We start from the raw sequence: 19,106 nt of genomic DNA, 5'->3' as shown, positions 1-19,106 counted from the left end.
TCACACAAGATATTATATTAGCAATGTCTTGGTTGTTTGTAAAGGTTTTTTTCTTAACACCTTATTATTTATTTAAATAATGAATCAAAGCCTGGCATTTTCATCTTTTTCTTCCCTTTTCCAGACGCCATTCCAGTCATTTGTTTCATCATTTTTTTCATTTCTTCAAATTGCTTTAATAAGCGATTTACTTCTTGAATCGACGTACCTGAACCTTGAGCAATCCGTTTTTTCCGGTTCGCATTCATAATTTCAGGTGTCGTTTTTTCAGCAGGTGTCATTGAATAAATAATCGCTTCAATGCGACCCATTTGCTTTTCATCGACTTTGACATTGTCTAAGCCCTTCATTTTCCCTGCACCTGGTAACATTTTTAAAATTTCATCTAATGGACCCATTTTTTTCACGGCTTGTAGCTGCTCAATGAAATCATCAAATGTAAACGATTGCGTCATGAACTTTTCTTCAAGCTCTTTCGCTTTCTCCATGTCTACATTTGCCTGTGCTTTTTCAATTAATGATAAAACGTCACCCATCCCTAAAATACGAGATGCCATACGTTCAGGGTGGAATGGCTCAAGTGCATCCATTTTTTCGCCCATACCAACAAATTTAATCGGTTTTTCTGTAACAGAGCGAATCGAAAGCGCGGCACCACCACGTGTGTCACCATCTAACTTGGTTAAAACTACACCTGTAATACCAACTGCATCATCAAAGTTTTGTGCAACATTTACAGCATCTTGACCCGTCATCGCATCAACAACTAAGAACACTTCATCTGGCTCTTTTAATGCACGAATGTCCTTTAATTCTTGCATCAGTTCCTCGTCAATATGTAGACGACCGGCTGTATCAATCAACACAACATCATGATGCTCTTCTTTAGCATGTTCGATCGCTTGTCGCGCAATTTCCACAGGTGAAATATCAGTTCCGAGCGAGAATACTGGTAATGATAATTGCTTTCCTAATGTTTGTAATTGCTGAACCGCAGCTGGACGATAGACGTCGGCAGCGACTAAAAGTGGTTTTTTATTATATTTTTTACGTAAAACACTCGCTAACTTTCCGGTAGTCGTTGTTTTACCAGCACCTTGTAAACCTACCATCATAATGACAGTCGGTGGACGGTTGCTAAATTTAATCGGGCTTTGTTCGCCACCCATTAAAATAGTCAATTCATCTTGTACAATTTTAATGACCTGTTGCCCTGGTGTTAATGACTTCATGACATCTACACCGACAGCGCGCTCACTAACTTTTTTTACGAATTCTTTGACTACTTTTAAGTTTACGTCCGCTTCGATTAAGGCAAATCGGACTTCACGCATCATTTCTTTAACGTCTTGTTCCGTAACTTTCCCTTTACCTTTAATCTTTTGGATCGTACCTTGGAGTCGTTCTGCTAAACCTTCAAAAGCCACTTTGTTCGCCTCCTAATCCGATTCCTTCAATTGTTCAACTAATGCGAGTTGTTCATCTACCGTAGATGAACCATCCTTTATCGCATCCGTCATCTGTTTTAACACTTGCTGACGTTGTTGGAATTTTTCAAATAGCCTTAATTTATCTTCATATTCTTCAAGCATCGCCTCAGTACGGCGAATATTATCGTAAACAGCTTGTCGAGAAATGCTATAACTTTCAGCAATTTCACCTAATGAGTGATCATCTAAATAATATAGTTCCATGTAGCTTCGCTGTTTTTCTGTCAATAATGCTTGATAAAAGTCGAAGAGAAAGTTCATGCGTGTTGTTTTTTCAAGCAGCATCTTTATCTCTCCAATCATAATTAGTCCATCTTATCATAATCCTGAAAAGGTTTACTGTCAAGGCAATTCCCTTGTCTTTAAACAATAATTATTTGTATACAATCTCCTTAAACAGTAAAAACCCACCACTTCCAATAATATGAAAATGGTGGGTTTTAATACGTGTTTATTTTAGTCGTTTTCTACTTCATTTAGTTCTTTTTCTAGACCTTCTGCAAATAAGCCATAAACATAGCGCTCTGCATCGAATGGTTGTAAGTCATCCATTTTTTCACCAAGACCGACAAACTTCACTGGAATGTGTAGCTTATTGCGAATTGCTAACACAATACCACCTTTTGCTGTACCATCAAGCTTCGTTAATACAATTCCCGTTACATTTGTTACTTCTTTAAATGTTTGAGCTTGTACCAATGCATTTTGACCAGTTGTTGCATCTAATGCTAATAAAACTTCATGTGGTGCATTCGGAATTTCACGTGAAATGACACGATGCACTTTTTCAAGCTCATTCATTAAGTTCACTTTATTTTGTAAACGACCAGCTGTATCACAAATTAAAACATCGGCATTGCGTGATTTCGCCGCATGAATTGCATCATACATGACAGCCGCCGGATCGGATCCTTCTGATTGCGCGATTACTTCACAACCAACACGCTCTCCCCAAACTTGTAATTGGTCAATCGCTCCAGCACGGAACGTATCACCTGCAGCAAGCACAACTGTATTACCTTCCGATTTCAAACGATGTGCTAGTTTTCCAATTGTTGTCGTTTTACCAACACCATTTACCCCTACAAATAAAATAACCGTCAATTCACCTTTAGGTTGCATTGCTATTTCAGTTAGATTTTCGCCACCTGATTCATAAATTTCTACTAATTTTTCAGAAATTAACGCTTGAATACCCTTTGTATCTTTTATGTTTTTTCGTTGTACTTCAAAACGTAATTTATCCATTAATTCCATTACCGTTTCAAAGCCTACGTCCGCTTGTAATAAAACATCTTCTAGTTCTTCAAAGAAATCTTCATCCACTTTACGGTAACGAGCGACTAAATCGTTTACTTTAGATGTAAATGAATGACGCGTTTTTTCAAGTCCCGCTTTAAACTTTTGTGTAATCGACCAAGCAGAAGGTTGTTCCTCTTCTTCAACGACCTCTTCATTGACTACGATTTCATGTTGCTCTACTTCCATAACTTCTGGTTTCGAAATTTCTTCACGTTTTTCTGGAAGCTCAGCTTGTATAACGGCTTCCTCTTCCAGCTTATGTTCTTCAACAGGCGTATCCATTTCTTCCTTTTCCGTTAATTGCAACTGTGAATTATCGGTATCCGGTTGAGTTTGGTCTAATTGGTCTAATGACTCTTTTTCTTCGCCACCACCTATTAATTTCTCTTTCAGTCGTTTAAAAAAACTCATTTTTTAACACTCCCTTGACTTACTATATCCGCTTCTTCTTCCAGTTTTACCGATACAAGCTTCGAGACACCCGATTCTTGCATTGTAATCCCATAAAGTACATCGGCACCTTCCATCGTTCCTTTACGGTGCGTAATAACGATAAATTGTGTGTGTTCACTAAATTTCCGTAAATAACTACTGTAGCGCGCTACGTTTGATTCATCTAAAGCGGCCTCTACCTCGTCTAAAATACAGAACGGAACGGGACGCGTATTTAAAATGGCAAATAATAGTGCAATCGCAGTTAATGCACGCTCTCCACCCGATAATAGGCTCAAGCTTTGCAAGTTTTTCCCCGGTGGTTGAGCAATAATTTCAATACCCGTTTCTAGTAAGTTGTCCGGCTCAAGCAATACTAAATCCGCCGTACCACCACCAAATAATTCGCGGAATGAAATTGCAAATTGCTTCCGAATCAATTTGAATGTTTCATTAAATCGATCCGTCATTTCATGGTCCATTTCACTAATCGCTTGATGCAAGGTTTCTTGCGCAGCGACTAAATCTTCACGTTGCTCGCTTAAGAAAACATAGCGCTCTTGTACCCGTTCGAATTCATCCATCGCGGATAAATTAACGGGACCAAGCTCTTCAATCGATTGCTTTAATAGCTTTACCTTCCGGCGAACTTGTTCTTCTTCTACGATTTCAATCGCTTCATCTTGCGCAGAAATACTATCTAAATCATATTGTTCTAATAATTGTTGTTGCAAATTTGTTATTTCAAATTCAACACGACTTCGTTTTAGTTCTAACGACCGTAACGCATCCACAAAGCTTTTATGTACACGTTGCACTTCTTGCAATTGTGTCTCTGTTTCTGTTACTTGCTCATGAAGCGCTGTTCGAGATTCTCGCTTTTGTTGAATCGTTTCATTGAGCACGTTCTTTTTATTCGTCCACTCGACAATTGTTTGTTCCAATTCTTCTGGTGAAGGACCACTTAATCCATCGTCCGATTCAATCCACGCAATTTCCTGGGAAATCTTCTCGACCAATGCTTGGGCCTTCGTTAAATTCAGTTCAATACTAGCGATTGAAACTTGAACTTGTGTTAACTGTTCTTGTGCAACTGCAAGCGCTGAACGTTGCTGTGCAAGCTGTTCTCTTAAAACGTCTTTTTGTGTTTCACTTTGCGTTTTAGCAAGTGTTAATTCATCTACGTTTTGTTGCACAGTTTGTAATTCTACCTTTAACTCAGCAAGGCGTTTTTGCGCACGTTCTTTTTGCTCGTATAATACTTCTTTACGCGATGATAGCGTCGATTGCTCCGATTGCGTAATGGAAACCGTTGATTGTAAATTTTTAACCGTCATTTCTAGCTCTAATAATTTCGCGCGATGAATTTGCTCCTGTTCACGCATCGAGTCACCTTGCAGCTTCATCTCATCTAAATCATGACGTAATTGTACAATCTCAGCTTTTTTCGTAGCGACCGTTTGCTCTGCAATTGAAATTGTCGAATTCATCTCAGCTAATGTTTCGGTTAACTTATCCAGCTCAGCTTTTCGTGAAAATAATGAACTTTGTTGTTTTACCGCACCACCAGTTAAAGATCCTCCCGCATTTACAATATCTCCTTCAAGTGTCACAATACGGTATTTAAAACCGCATAGACGGGCAATTTGACTCGCTCCTTCTAAATTTTTCGCAACAAGGACATTTCCAAGTAAATTTTCAACAATCGCACGGTTTTCTTCTTCAAAATTAACTAATTCATAGGCAAGCGAAATAAATGCGGGGTGATCTTGTACACCCATTAGCTGTTGTGGCATTAATTTTCGAGAACGCATAACCGTTTTTGGTAAAAATGTTGCACGACCCGCACGTTTTTGCTTTAACCAACCAATCGCTTTTTGCGCATGTTGTTCTGTTTCTGTAACTATATGCTGAGAAGCCGCGCCTAATGCTGTTTCAATCGCTTGTGAGTACGATGCATTCACTTGAATCAGTTCAGCTACCGCGCCTTCAATCCCTTGTAACTGTGCGCGATCACGTGCTAATAACACTTCCTTAACACCGTGGAAGAAACCTGAGAAATCAGCTTCTAGCTCTGCTAATGTTTCTTTTCGTGCTTTTAGCTGTTGATGATGCTGATAGGCTTTATAAAGAAGTGCCTGCTTATCATCTAAATCCGCAGTTACAGTTTTAAATTGAATTTGTGCGATGTCATAACGACCTAGCTGCTCTTTTATCGTTCCCTCTACTTGCGCTAACGTTTTCAATGTTACGTCTCTTAAAATTAATGCCTGATCTAAGTCCTTTTGCATTACTGTAGAACGACCTGACATACGTTCAACAGATTCTTGCTCTTGCGTAAGCTGTTGTTCAATATTTTTCAGTTCATTTTTTACCGTTGCTTCTTCATTTAATAAGTTAATATACGTATTTTTTGCTTCTTCAATCTCTTCTTCGATTTCTGTAGCGCTACGTGTTAACGCTTGTTCAAGTTGCTTTAAGGCAGAACGAATTTGTTGCACAGCTTCCTTTTTTTCAGTAAACTGCTGGCGCTTTTCTTGCTCATTTAGCTCCAAGTCTGTTACAGCATGCTTCGCTTCCGTCCAATTCCCACGCAATTGTTGAATTTGTTTTTCAGCATTAGAGCGTTTTTCATTAACTAACGCTTTTCGCCCTTCCCAACGCTCTACTTCCGAGCTTGCCTCGACAAGCTGTTCTTGTGAAGCATCAAGAATATCATCAATTGTTTTTAATTCTGTACGGATTTTGTTTATAACTTCTTCTAATGCCACAATATTTGTCGCATGCTTTTTTTCCGTAGTAGACAACGTTTGATGTTCTTCAACGAATACTTTTAATGTTTTTTCATGCGCTAATAAATCGTGGACCATGAGCGAAATATCAAAGTCTTTTAGTTCCGTTGTCATTCGAACATAATCTTTCGCACTGGATGCTTGGATTTTCAAAGGCTCAAGACGAACCTCGATTTCGTGTAAAATATCGAGTACGCGATTTAAGTTTTCATCTGTTTCAACAAGCTTATGCTCTGCTTTTTTCTTGCGTAATTTATATTTCAAAACACCGGCAGCCTCTTCGAAAATACTTCGTCGGTCGTCTGGACGGCTGTTTAAAATTTCATCGACACGTCCTTGAGAAATAATTGAAAACGCTTCTTTCCCCAGTCCGGAATCCATAAACAGATCCGTAATATCCTTTAAGCGACATTGCTGATTATTCAACAAGTATTCACTATCACCCGAACGATACACGCGTCTTGTCACACTAATTTCTGTATATGGAATGGCAATTCGTTCATCTGCATTGTCTAATACTAATGTCACTTCAGCAAAATTTAACGGTTTACGCGATTCACTACCTGCAAAAATGACATCTTCCATCTTTGCGCCACGTAACGATTTGGCTGACTGCTCGCCTAATACCCAGCGAATGGCATCCGTGACATTACTTTTCCCACTACCATTCGGCCCAACTACCGCCGTAACCCCTGGTACGAAGTCAATTCCAACTCTTTCTGCGAATGATTTGAAGCCTACTACTTCAAGTCGTTTAAGGAACATTTTATTCCCCCTCTTGCTTTGACTGCTTTAACATTTGCATGGCACTTTGCGCGGCCTGCTGTTCAGCCTCTTTCTTTGATTTCCCTCTTCCAATGCCCAGCTCTTGGTCATTTAATAACACGCGAGATACGAATGTTCGATTATGTGCCGGACCTTTTTCATCCACAATTTCATAATGCAATAAGCCATTATTCGTTTGTTGGATAATTTCTTGTAATTGACTTTTAAAATCCATCACATGCGAAAAAGCACCGATTTCTACTTTAGGATATACGATTCGCTCTAAAAACTCGACAACTGCCGTTAAACCTTGGTCTAAATAAAGGGCACCTACGAAGGATTCAAAAACATCCGCTAATAATGCTGGACGTTCACGACCTCCCGTTAACTCTTCCCCTTTACCTAAAAGGACAAAATGCCCGAAGTTTAATTCATTGGCAAAAATGACTAACGACGGCTCGCAAACAATTGAAGCACGTAGTTTTGTCAATTCTCCTTCACTCATATGCGGGAATTTTTCAAATAAATATTTCGACACAGATAACTCTAAAACGGCGTCCCCTAAAAACTCTAAGCGTTCGTTGTCAGTAAATAACTTTCGGCGATGCTCATTCACATAAGATGAATGTGTAAAGGCTTGGTGTAATAAAGATGTGTTTTGGAAATGGATATTCAGTTCCTCTTGTATAACTTGAAATTGATTTCTTACTTTTTCAGGGAGTACACCTGCTTTTAGACTATTCCCTTTTCTTCTTTGCATCATAGACTTTTCTGCCTTCCTTCTAGTTTCTATCGTTTAGTTTACCTTGTTCCATAGCAATGTGCAAAGGTATTCAGTCAAAAAATTAACGATAGATTACACCTCGGCATAATTGCGTCCACATTTAACAGGATACATACCTTTCACCTGCAATTCCACATACATAATTTCCTTTATAACAACCAAAAAGAGGCACCTATCACAAAAATAAATTTGCGATAGCATGCCTCTATATGGAATTAGCTAATTTTTTTCTCAATGTAAGAAATTGCATCTCCAACTGTAGCAATTTTCTCTGCATCCTCATCAGAAATTTCCATATCGAACTCATCTTCAAGTTCCATTACTAGCTCAACAACATCTAATGAATCTGCACCTAAGTCATCACGGAATGATGCTTCAGCTTTTACTTCGCTCTCATCAACGCCTAGGCGGTCAACGATTACTTTTGAAACACGTTCAACTACTGTAGACAAATCAGTCACCTCCCCTCAAAGATTGTGTAGGTAGTACCGTTTTTATACCATGACCATACCGCCATCAATATGTAACGTTTGTCCGGTAATATAGTTCGCATTATTTGAGGCAAAAAACGCCACTGCTTTTGCGATATCTTCTGGCTGCCCTAATTTTGCTAACGGAATTTGCTTGAGCATAGCATCCTTTAAATCCGCTGGTAGCCCATCCGTCATTTCTGTTGTAATAAAGCCTGGCGCAACTGCATTGACTAAAATATTGCGACTCGCTAGTTCCTGTGCCGTTGTTTTTGTTAATCCAATAACGCCTGCTTTTGCCGCGACATAGTTTGCCTGACCAGGATTTCCTGCAACACCTACAATTGAAGAAATATTAATAATGCGGCCTGCACGTTGTTTCATCATTTGACGTGTTACTGCTTTCGTACATAAAAATACACCTTTTAAATTCGTATTGATGACATCATCCCACTCGTCATCTTTCATACGCATTAATAAGTTGTCGCGTGTAATGCCCGCGTTATTGACTAATATATCAATTGAGCCGAAAGTGTCCATTGCTGTTTTCATTAATTGTTGGACAGAATCCGTATCCGCAACATTTGCCTGTACGGCAATGGCTTGCCCACCAAGTGCTTGAATTTCTTCAACAACGTTTTGAGCTTGCTGTGCACTCCCACTATAGTTTACTACAACTTGAGCCCCTTGACTTGCTAGTTCGAGTGCTATTGCACGTCCAATACCGCGTGAGGCACCTGTTACAACTGCACATTTCCCAGTTAAACCCATTGTGTCCACTCCTTTGATGCTTCAACAACTTGCGCTAAGCTCTCCTCGTCATAGACACAATATGTTTGCACACTTCGATCAATTTTTTTCACTAAACCAGATAATACTTTACCTGGACCACATTCGATGAATACCGTAACACCATCTGCGATAAGCTTTTCAATATTTTTTTCCCATTGAACAGAATTCGTTACTTGGTCAACCATTTCACGCTTGATCTGTTCTACATCTGTTAAAATTTGTGATGTCACATTACTGACAACCGGTATTTGAGGTTCATTTAATGAAAGTTCCTCTACAACCGCCGCCAATTTATCCGCCGCCAGTTGCATTAATGACGAATGGAATGGACCGCTCACAACTAACGGTAGCGCTCGTTTTGCACCCGCTTCTTTCGCTTTTACACATGCCATATCGACACCTTGTTTCGTCCCTGAAATCACAATTTGACCAGGACAGTTGAAGTTAGCTACTTGCACTACTTCTCCTGCATCAGACACTTCTTGACAAACAGCCGCTAACGTTTCACCGTCTAACGCTAAAATCGCAGCCATCGCTCCTTGTCCGGCAGGTACCGCCTCGTCCATAAATACACCCCGTCTATGAACTGTCGTTACCGCGTCTTCAAACGTTAATACGTTCGAGACAACAAACGCACTATACTCCCCTAGTGAATGCCCCGCTGTAAAATCCGGTGTAATCCCTGCATCTTGTAATTGTTGTGCAATCATTACACCTGTTGTTAATAAAGCAGGCTGAGCATGATACGTTAATGTCAGTTTTTCTTGCGGACCATTTAACATATAATCCGTTAACGCAAAACCTAACACTTCATCCGCACGCTCATAAAATCCCTTACTTTTTTCGTTACTAGCAACAAAGCCCGCTCCCATCCCTACTGTTTGCGAACCTTGCCCCGGAAAAATAAAAGCAATTTTTGTCATTATAAGTTCCCCTTTGTGAATAGAAATTACTCTGTTATTGGCATTTGTGCAATCGTTTCAGCAATGGTTTCACATACATTATGCTCTACCATAATATGCGCTTGACGAATCGCACTGTAAATTGCCTTTGGATTAGATGAACCGTGCGCTTTAATGACTGGTGACTTCAGGCCAAATAATGCAGCACCACCATACTCGGTATAATCCATTTTATCTTTTAGTTGTTTTAAGTCATTTTTAACTAAAACAGCGGCTAGCTTTGATTTTGTAGAAGACATAAACGAATCCTTTAACATTTTGAAAATCGTTCCTGCTGTCCCTTCAATACTTTTAAGCACCATATTTCCTGTAAAGCCATCCGTTACAACAACATCCGCTACCCCATTTAATAATTCACGTGCTTCCACATTGCCTTCAAAATTGAAATTGGCTTCGTTTAGCAGTGTAAACGCGGATTTTGTTAAATCATTTCCTTTTTTTTCTTCAGTACCGATGTTCAATAACCCTACACGTGGCGATTTTTGAGCACGTACTTTTTTCACATAAATGTCGCCCATGATTGCATATTGTAATAAATTTTCAGGCTTTGCCTCTGCATTTGCTCCTAAATCGAGCATTAAAAAGCCATCGCCGTTTATCGTCGGTAATGTTGTGGCAAGTGCTGGGCGCGCAACACCATCAATACGACCTACTTTAAATAATCCGCCTGCCATTAAAGCACCTGTATTCCCCGCAGATAAGCACGCATGTGCACGACCTTCTGCAACCGCTTCTAGCATACGTGTCATCGACGAATCTTTTTTACGACGTACCGCTCTTGCTGGATCGTCCTCAGCTTCAACAACTTCTGCGCAATGAATTACTTGTAAGCGTTCATGCTGCTGGATAAATGGCGCCATTTTTTGTTCATCACCATATAGCTGGATTTCAACATTCGGAAAATCCGCAAGTGCTAATAGGACACCTTGCACAATCGCTTGCGGGGCGTTATCTCCACCCATACCATCTACTGCTAATTTCATCATTTCTCTTCACCTTTCGTGCGGTACATTTCAAAGTCACCCTTGAATACAACTTCATTATCAACGGTCGAAATCACTTCTATGAATGTACGATTTTTTTCAGGTTGCTTTCCCGTAACAATCGCTTTTGTAACAACACGATCACCTGCTCGAACAGGTTTCACAAAAGCCACATTGGATTTTGCCGTTAATGCTAGCTCATCATCAATTACCGCTACTGCAAGCGAATTGGCCTGTGCAAATAAATGATGCCCTCGGGCAATTCCATTACGTTGAAAAACATGCTCTGAGCTTACATCAAAAATCGATAATGCACGATTATCTAACTCTATGTCAATTATTTCACCGATTACTTCATCGAGTGGCAGTGATTTTACTTCATCATATTTTTTTGCAGCAACATCTTTAATGCGTTCTCGCAATTCCGGTATTGCAAGCTCCATACGATCTAATCGAATCGTTTGAACGCTCACATTAAACTCAGCTGCTAGTTGTTCATCTGTGACGAATGGATTATCAGTAATTTTTTCCGTCAATAACGACTGACGCTCTTTTTTGGAACGCTTCATACGCATTTATTACCTGCCTTCAATTTTCTCTTTGATTAGTATTAGCACTTGGTACTAATACCAATATACATGGATAAAAAAAAGAACGCAACAGTTTTTTGTTACGTTCCACCGATTCTACTCTAATTCATGGCTTAATTGCCACGCGATTCCGAACTTATCCGTCACTTGTCCATAGCATTTACTCCAAAATGTTTCTTGCAATGGCATGGTTACGCTACCTCCGTTGGCAAACAGTTCAAATATCGTACGTAATTCTTGCTCATTGTCCGACGTATAGGCAAGCGTTATATTGTCACCTTTCGTTACCTGTGGAGAACCTGGAAAAGTGTCCGAAAACATCATTTTACTGTTTTCTAATTCAATAAACGCATGCATGACTAAATCTTTTGCCTCTTTCGGAATTGGATGCTCCGGATTAGGTGGCATTTCACCAAATGTTGAAATTACCACATTTTTTGCATTGAAAGCTTTTGCATACAATTCTACCGCTTCTCTTGTTTCACCGTTGAATACTAAATAAGGAGTCATTTTAGACATTCTTTTGCACCTCTTCTTCATTTATAATAGTCTTTGTAATTATGAATTATTCCTGTTTAATTTTACCGTAAAATTCACTTTTTAAACACCCTTAATCGATTCGTTCTCCTTCAAGAATACCTGAATCGACTAGTTTTTCTCTTAACACAGCATAATCTGGTTGTTGCCAAAAATCTTCATCATACAGCATACGCGCCGCATCTTGTCTTGCTATTTCAAGCGCACGATAATCATGAACGAGATCTGCTAATTTAAATTCTGGAAGGCCACTTTGTCTTTTCCCGAAAAAATCACCCGAGCCACGTAATTCCAAATCCTTTTCAGCAAGCCGGAATCCGTCATTAGTCTCGGTCATAGACGTCATTCGTTCTTTTCCTTCATCCGTTTTTGGATCCGCTATTAACACACAATACGATTGATGTTCACCACGCCCTACTCGTCCTCGGAGCTGATGCAGCTGTGCTAGTCCAAAACGTTCGGCATCATAAATGGTCATAAATGTCGCATTCGGAACATTCACCCCTACCTCTACAACCGTTGTGGATACTAACACATGAATCGTTCCATCACTAAACGCACGCATAACCGCATCTTTTTCATCTGAATGTAGTTTTCCATGCATTAAACCTACTTTAAATTTATTGCCAAAATAAGCTTGCAAATGTTCATATGCCTCTACTGCATTTTGTACATCCAGCTTTTCGGATTCCTCGATTAACGGTGTTATGACATACGCTTGTCGTCCAGCTTCTAATTCCTTTGCCATACGCATTAACACGCTATTCATTTGCTCTTTTTTCATCCAGTGCGTTTCAATTTCTTTTCGACCAGCTGGCAACTCATCAATAATTGAAACGTCCATTTCCCCAAATGCTGTAATGGCAAGTGTTCGAGGAATTGGTGTTGCTGTCATAAATAACACATCTGGATTTTCACCCTTTTCACGCAAAACCCGACGTTGCTCGACTCCAAAGCGGTGCTGCTCATCCGTAATAACAAAACCTAATTTATGAAAGACAACATCTGGTTGAATTAACGCATGTGTGCCGATGAGAATATCAATTTCACCATTTGCTAATTGTGCCAATAATTCACGGCGCGCTTTTGCTTTTGTAGAGCCTGAAAGCAAGGCAACCTTTACACCGATTGGATCAAACCAAGTATGTAAGCTTTCTGCATGCTGCTCAGCTAAAATTTCGGTTGGTGCCATAAGTGCCCCTTGAAAGCCTGCTGTGACTGCTGCATATAACCCAAGTGCCGCAACAACCGTTTTTCCTGACCCTACATCCCCTTGCAATAAACGATTCATGCGCTGTTGCAGCAATAAATCTTTACAAATTTCATTGACAACCCGTTTTTGCGCACCAGTCAATTCATACGGCAATGTCGCGATAAATTCCTTTAGCTTGATTAAATTATAGTGAATAGAAATACCTTTTTCGTTTTCCTTATTCACCTTTCGTAAGGCTTGAATGCGCAACTGAAAATCTAATAATTCCTCATAAACGAAACGACGACGAGCTTGTTTTGAATGCTGTGCATCTGTTGGAAAGTGAACCCCCTCCAGCGCTTCTTGAACGGCTAGCAATTGATAGTCCTCTCGCAATTTTAACGGTAAAGATTCAGCGAGCTCAGCTGCAGCAACATCCAGCGCTTGACGCATATATTTACGGAAACGTTTTTGTTGAATATTCCCTTTTAAACTATATACCGGTTCAAAATCGACCTGCTCTGTTTTAGGTCCAAAGGATACCGAGGAGCCAACGATCACTTGGCGCCCACGGTCCCATTTCCCTGTAACAGTGACGACCATCCCTGGCGCTAATTTTTGACGCAAATAATTTTGATTGAAAAATACGACCTTTACTAAATGCCTCCCAGCAAGGGCGGTAAATTGTAAACGCGATTTATTCTTCCCTAAAAATAAAGCTGTAGGGGCACTTTCAACACGCGCCTCAATCGTAACGCGTTCATTATGGGGCGTCTCCACTAAATCTTTTAAACGGAAATCTTCATGCCGATAAGGAAATGTCCATATTAAATCAGCAATCGTATGAATACCCAGCTTCTCTAGATTTTCCGCAGTTTCCTTACCGACTCCTTTTAAACTCGATACTGGTTCATGTATCAACTCCCGCCACCTCCTTCTACGCATACTTTATTTTCATAGCATAGCACAAAATAGGCGCACATGTTCGTGTTTATTGTTATCAAATACGCCCCTTCACTTTATCCTTCATTATCTTTGCGTAGCATGAGCCATAGCTGCTCTAAATTTGTCACGCCATACTGCGCCTTTACCTGCTGTACAGATCCAGCTAAAATAGCTTCCCCATTTTGAATCATTAGCACTTCATCCGCTATTTCATCAACTGTTGCTAATAAATGCGTCGAAAATAAAATCGTTTGACCTTGCTCTTTTTCCTGTAATAATTGTTTTTTTAGTTTGGAAATCCAATACGGATCCAACCCGTTTGTCGGCTCATCTAAAATATATAAATCACTTTCCCCTAACATGCTTTGAGCCCAATTTAATCGCTGACGCATTCCTTTCGATAAGTTTCGTACAACATCATTTGTAGCGCGTTCCAATCCGACAAGGTGTAATATGCGTTGTTGCTCAGCATCCGAACATTTTTTCAGCTGACCTAATAGCTTCATTATTTCATTAATCTTCAATGTTGTTGGAAACTCTAAATCATCGGGCATAAAACGAATACGATGGGAGTCTATGCCGGTAATCGTACCGTCTTCAGGTTGAATTTGACGCATTAATAATTTGATGAGCGTACTTTTTCCCGCCCCGTTTTCACCGACAAGTGCCGTAATTTTCCCTGGCTTTATCTTGTAATTAATTGGCCCGAGTCCGCGGTAGCCCTTATAACGCTTCGATAAATTTATTAATTCAATCATGAACGCTTCTCCTTCCATTTCAATTGCCATACAGCAAGCAGAAGTGGTGAAATCATCCAAATTAATGTCAAAATAATAGCAACTGTGATTCCTAATGCTGATGTGTAAAATTGCGTTAAGCTATAAAATGATTTCCCTAAAACCCCTGTTTGGTTAATCATTAATAAAAATAAAAAACGTAGCCATTCAAATGGATTACTATGTAAATGGACGTATAAAAGCTTTTCAATCACATAATTCGGTAAAATCGTCCCTAGAGCCATGACAATATAATTACTTAGTAGCGAAAAGAACCCCCATATCCCCAAGCTTAAGCCGAGGGCATGAAGCCGATGACGTGCGAATGTACCAATCCAAATACTTAATGCACTTACAATGAGCACAAGCAATAACGCGAGAAGTAAAAATGTCGGATGAATGGAAATGCCCCCTAAGAAGCTTCCCAATAATAGAACAATCGTTTCTGTTGTTCCTAAAATAAGTAAAAACAAGACGATGAGTGCAATGAATTTCGAAAAGACATATCGGCCAATAGATAGCGGATACGTTCGTAGTAAGCGATACCACCCGGATTCCGTATCTTGTGCGACTCCCATTGCACCGATCGTTAAAATGAATAATGGCAGTAAAAATAATAAAACATTCACCAAAGAGGCATTGTAGCGATCAAATACCATTTGCTCCCCAGCATTTAACTGCTGCAACAGCATAATGGACACAAATAATAATAAAAATAAAGCGAGGACAATATACAGCCATTTACTACGAACAAGCTGTTTTAATTCTGAAAGTATCAATGCGTATGCACTCCCCATTTAAAGTCCGTCAATAATGCTTCATAGCTTAACAATTGTCCATCGCCATTTTCCTGTACATAGTCGGTCAAAGCTTGTTCCTTTTCAAATGCAAGCACACCATAATTCATTGGCGTCCAATAATCGGCATTATAGACGAAGTACGCTTCCTTCACATCAATCCATTGTCCTGTATCCTCTGAATAAATATAGGCAATCACGACTTCCTTTGCCGATTCACCTTTTAAAAAATCGATTAAGCAACCTAAATCATCAAAAACTTGATAGTCGTTATTTTTAAAAATTGCTTGTGCTGCATAATCTGGATGGGAAATCGCCATATTGCATATTTCACAAATATCCGTTTCCAAATGAATTTCACGCGCGGTTAAATCTGCATTGCCACAGCCCGCTAATACAAGCGTCATCAAAAATAATAAAATTAGTTTACGTTTCATAGTAGCTTCCTCCATCCTGTAATTAGTAACCCTAAAATTAATAAACTCACTACGAAATAAGGCCACCTAAAATCCATTTCGATCGATGCGTTGTTAACTAATTTCGGTCTTTCATCAAGCAGTACATTTTGTGAGGAGAGCAATAAAAGTGCATCTAATGTTGTTAATAATTGCACGCTGCTGCTACCTAAAAAATATTGATAGTTCGGTCTTTTTAACACCCATTGACCAAATGTAGACGTTGCAATATAAGGAGCATCCCCAATATGATCCCCATCTAAATCATAGCCACCATAGTCATCGTAAGCATTTTGCGACAATATTAATCCATCAATCGAACTTGCTGTTGTTAATACATTCATTCGTAAACGATTGTTTGAAAAAACGCTGTCCCAAACGTCCATCCCACTAATAGCAATAACATTCATGACGAGTTCATTTCCCAACATATCGATATCGGACGCCTTTTGCAGCTGAATGGCCGTTTTATTTTCACGTAATTCATTTTCTTGAATCGTTGCCAATTTACTGTCATAAATCGTCAATGCTGTCCCATGAACGGATTGCTGATGAGCGACCAAATTATCCTTGAGCATAATATTTTTGGACATCATCACCATAATCCCAGTTGTATACTCGGAAATATTACTGCTTTCTACGATAATATCCTCACTATACATACTATGGACACCGTATCGCCCATCACGTAATTGGCTATTGAGGATACGAACTTGCTTGCTCTCCTCTACATAAATGCTATCAAGCGTTCCCGTTAATTTGGCATCATCAATTAAAATAGTTTCAGAGCGTAAAACCGTTATACCGTGCTTGCGTTTAGCTAAATCGCTCGGAATGCCTGTTAGTTCAATTTGTTCGAGTGTAATATTTTGTGAGTTTACAATATAAACTCCTTCTTCACTCGACGCAAACGAAGCATTGAAAATAGAAATATTTTTTACATTTTTCATAAGAATACCTTGCTCACCTTGAAAATGAATCCCTTCAATTCGAACATCGTTGGATTCAATTTTTAAAGGTTGTTCTATTATTACATTATTTGCACGGATGATTATCGGCTTTGTAAGAGTGAGCGATTCCTTAATTACAACATCATTCAGCAATAGTTCTTCACCCGGCTTCAATGAATCAATTTGCTGTTGCACTGAGCTAGCTGCCGCTGTATCATTCTCTAAAAATACAAGCAACAGGAAAAAAAGGGCAAAAAACACGCCCTTTTCACTATTACTCATGTACATCTTCTCCATCTTCTGTTTCCATATGTCCTTCGTGATCTTCAACATCCATCTCCTCAGGACCTTTTCCTTCTGCCTCTTTTTCCTTCATTTTTTTCATCATACGTTCTTTTGCAGTCGCTTGTATTGTTGCTAATTGCTCCACATGCGCCGCTGGATTTTGTGCAATATATGTTTTTGCATCTTCTTCAAATTTAAAGAAAATATAACCCCAGTTCATCGGAGATTTTAATTCAGTTTTGACAATAGTTGCTTCTTCAACATTTAGCCAGTTTAACGAAATATAGTCTCTTACATATTTTTCATTTTGCTCTTTAAATTTTAATTCGGCATTGACTAAGCAACCGATATCATCATAAAATGCTGTCGTTCCATCGGCTTTTATCGCCTGTGCAGAGAACACACCCATTTCATGCTCGCGTGTATACACTTTCATATTACACATTTCACAAAGAGACTCCTCTGTCGGTTCTTGTAAACGTTCATCTACTTCCCAGTCTTCCGTAGACGATAAATACGTCGGTGCTTGCTGTGTAGCAACTGCTTCTGTTTTTACTTTCGACCCACTGTTAGCATCATTTTGTTGCCCATTTTCATCGTTTCCACATGCTGCTAATGTAAATAACAGCGGAATTGTCACAAGCCATTTTCTCACTATGTATCCCTCGTTTCAGCTATTTAAATGTTCTCACAGAAAATCAGCTTCCATTGATTTTTCCTCATTTGTAGAACATTTATATAACTTTAGTTTACTGAATAATTGTGAAATTCAATTGAAAATAGTTTGACAAAAATCGTTGTAATTTGTGAAGTTCATTTCACTATTGTGAAAAATAAAAAACACGCATCAATTAAATTGATTACGTGTTTTTGTACTTATTTAATTATTCGCCGCGCGCGATTTTAATAGACTCTTTAAGTCCCCACCATCAAAAATCGCATGAGTAATAGCCTTACCTGTTGGTGTTGCCGCTAGTCCGCCACGAGCCGTTTCTTTTAAATTGGGGCTCATTGCCTGTCCGATACGATACATCGCACCAATCACTTCATCACACGGAATACGACTCGTTACTCCAGCAAGTGCCATATCTGCCGCAACGAGTGAATTGGATGCCCCCATCGCATTGCGCTTCACACAAGGAACTTCAACAAGTCCAGCAACTGGATCACATACAAGACCTAGCATATTTTTTAATGTAATCGCAAACCCTTCTGCACATTGCTGTGGTGTTCCTCCAGCCATTTCAACAATTGCTGCCGCCGCCATTGCCGAAGCACTTCCCACTTCTGCCTGACAGCCACCTTCAGCACCTGAAATCGACGCATTATTCGCAACAACAAAGCCGAATGCACCCGACGTGAATAAATAACGGACCATTTGCTCTCGCGTTGGATTTAATTTATTTTTCACAGCAAACAATGTCCCTGGTACGACGCCTGCCGAACCTGCAGTTGGTGTCGCACAAATTGTCCCCATCGCTGCATTTACTTCATTCGTTGCAACCGCCTTACTAACAGCATCTAACAATAAATCGCCTGCTAATGACTTGCCACTTGCGATGTATTTTTGAATTAATACCGCATCGCCACCCGTTAATCCTGTCACAGATTGAACACCACGTAAACCGCGCTCAACCGCTTCTTCCATCACAACTAAATTGCGGTCCATTTGCGAGAAAATTTCTTCACGAGTGCGCCCGCTTATTAACATTTCTTGCTCAATCATAATTTCAGAAATAAGTTTCCCTTCATTTTCAGCTCGTTCTACTAACTCACGCACACTATGAAATAATACATCCATTCAGTT

18 protein-coding genes are annotated in these 19,106 nt (G+C 39.5%); all 18 read right to left on the bottom strand.

Features of this window, described 5'->3' with window-relative positions; translation table 11 throughout:
* Window positions 1–68: 68 nt before the first annotated feature.
* Entirely contained in the window at window positions 69–1,427 is a 1,359-nt protein-coding gene (gene ffh, locus CSE16_RS04330) for a signal recognition particle protein (RefSeq protein WP_099422755.1), read from the bottom strand.
* A gap of 12 nt (window positions 1,428–1,439) precedes the next feature.
* Window positions 1,440–1,775 (bottom strand): putative DNA-binding protein, encoded by a 336-nt coding sequence (locus CSE16_RS04325; protein ID WP_099422754.1) that lies wholly within the window; start codon window positions 1,773–1,775, stop codon window positions 1,440–1,442.
* Window positions 1,776–1,946: 171 nt separating this feature from the next.
* Window positions 1,947–3,203, bottom strand: coding sequence for a signal recognition particle-docking protein FtsY (gene ftsY / locus CSE16_RS04320; RefSeq protein ID WP_099422753.1), 1,257 nt, complete (start codon window positions 3,201–3,203; stop codon window positions 1,947–1,949).
* A complete protein-coding gene (gene smc, locus CSE16_RS04315; protein WP_099422752.1) occupies window positions 3,200–6,781 on the bottom strand; it encodes a chromosome segregation protein SMC in 3,582 nt (1,193 codons plus the stop codon). The genes ftsY and smc overlap by 4 nt, the downstream gene beginning before the upstream one ends.
* Window position 6,782: 1 nt before the next feature.
* Window positions 6,783–7,544, bottom strand: a complete 762-nt coding sequence (rnc, locus tag CSE16_RS04310; protein WP_099422751.1) for a ribonuclease III — start codon at window positions 7,542–7,544, stop codon at window positions 6,783–6,785.
* A gap of 236 nt (window positions 7,545–7,780) precedes the next feature.
* Window positions 7,781–8,017 carry an acyl carrier protein gene (gene acpP, locus CSE16_RS04305; protein ID WP_099422750.1) on the bottom strand — a complete coding sequence of 79 codons (237 nt, stop codon included), beginning with the start codon at window positions 8,015–8,017 and terminating at the stop codon, window positions 7,781–7,783.
* A gap of 42 nt (window positions 8,018–8,059) precedes the next feature.
* Window positions 8,060–8,806 carry a 3-oxoacyl-[acyl-carrier-protein] reductase gene (gene fabG, locus CSE16_RS04300; RefSeq protein ID WP_099422749.1) on the bottom strand — a complete coding sequence of 249 codons (747 nt, stop codon included), beginning with the start codon at window positions 8,804–8,806 and terminating at the stop codon, window positions 8,060–8,062.
* The gene (gene fabD / locus CSE16_RS04295; protein ID WP_099422748.1) at window positions 8,797–9,750 is read right to left on the bottom strand and encodes an ACP S-malonyltransferase; all 954 of its coding nucleotides are present in this window, start codon (window positions 9,748–9,750) and stop codon (window positions 8,797–8,799) included. Before fabD ends, fabG begins: the two co-directional genes overlap by 10 nt.
* A gap of 26 nt (window positions 9,751–9,776) precedes the next feature.
* Window positions 9,777–10,772, bottom strand: coding sequence for a phosphate acyltransferase PlsX (gene plsX, locus CSE16_RS04290; RefSeq protein ID WP_099425746.1), 996 nt, complete (start codon window positions 10,770–10,772; stop codon window positions 9,777–9,779).
* Window positions 10,772–11,341 (bottom strand): transcription factor FapR, encoded by a 570-nt coding sequence (fapR, locus tag CSE16_RS04285; protein ID WP_099425745.1) that lies wholly within the window; start codon window positions 11,339–11,341, stop codon window positions 10,772–10,774. The genes plsX and fapR overlap by 1 nt, the downstream gene beginning before the upstream one ends.
* A 117-nt stretch (window positions 11,342–11,458) precedes the next feature.
* A complete protein-coding gene (locus CSE16_RS04280; RefSeq protein ID WP_099422747.1) occupies window positions 11,459–11,881 on the bottom strand; it encodes a VOC family protein in 423 nt (140 codons plus the stop codon).
* Window positions 11,882–11,972: 91 nt separating this feature from the next.
* Window positions 11,973–14,036 carry an ATP-dependent DNA helicase RecG gene (recG, locus tag CSE16_RS04275; protein ID WP_172954351.1) on the bottom strand — a complete coding sequence of 688 codons (2,064 nt, stop codon included), beginning with the start codon at window positions 14,034–14,036 and terminating at the stop codon, window positions 11,973–11,975.
* A gap of 74 nt (window positions 14,037–14,110) precedes the next feature.
* Window positions 14,111–14,794, bottom strand: a complete 684-nt coding sequence (locus tag CSE16_RS04270; protein ID WP_099422745.1) for an ABC transporter ATP-binding protein — start codon at window positions 14,792–14,794, stop codon at window positions 14,111–14,113.
* Window positions 14,791–15,591, bottom strand: coding sequence for an ABC transporter permease (locus CSE16_RS04265; protein ID WP_253896163.1), 801 nt, complete (start codon window positions 15,589–15,591; stop codon window positions 14,791–14,793). The genes CSE16_RS04270 and CSE16_RS04265 overlap by 4 nt, the downstream gene beginning before the upstream one ends.
* Window positions 15,588–16,046 (bottom strand): nitrous oxide reductase accessory protein NosL, encoded by a 459-nt coding sequence (locus CSE16_RS04260; protein ID WP_099422743.1) that lies wholly within the window; start codon window positions 16,044–16,046, stop codon window positions 15,588–15,590. The genes CSE16_RS04265 and CSE16_RS04260 overlap by 4 nt, the downstream gene beginning before the upstream one ends.
* A complete protein-coding gene (locus CSE16_RS04255) occupies window positions 16,043–17,296 on the bottom strand; it encodes a right-handed parallel beta-helix repeat-containing protein (RefSeq protein WP_157764748.1) in 1,254 nt (417 codons plus the stop codon). Before CSE16_RS04255 ends, CSE16_RS04260 begins: the two co-directional genes overlap by 4 nt.
* The gene (locus tag CSE16_RS04250; RefSeq protein WP_099422741.1) at window positions 17,289–17,954 is read right to left on the bottom strand and encodes a nitrous oxide reductase accessory protein NosL; all 666 of its coding nucleotides are present in this window, start codon (window positions 17,952–17,954) and stop codon (window positions 17,289–17,291) included. Before CSE16_RS04250 ends, CSE16_RS04255 begins: the two co-directional genes overlap by 8 nt.
* A 225-nt stretch (window positions 17,955–18,179) precedes the next feature.
* Window positions 18,180–19,100, bottom strand: a complete 921-nt coding sequence (sdaAA, locus tag CSE16_RS04245) for an L-serine ammonia-lyase, iron-sulfur-dependent, subunit alpha (RefSeq protein WP_099422740.1) — start codon at window positions 19,098–19,100, stop codon at window positions 18,180–18,182.
* Between the last annotated feature and the right edge of the window lie 6 nt (window positions 19,101–19,106).

This window comes from Solibacillus sp. R5-41 (assembly GCF_002736105.1).
In the GTDB taxonomy this organism is placed as follows: Bacteria; Bacillota; Bacilli; order Bacillales_A; family Planococcaceae; genus Solibacillus.
The sequence above is the reverse complement of the archived record's forward strand: the minus strand, read 5'-3'. Positions and strand labels throughout refer to the sequence as shown.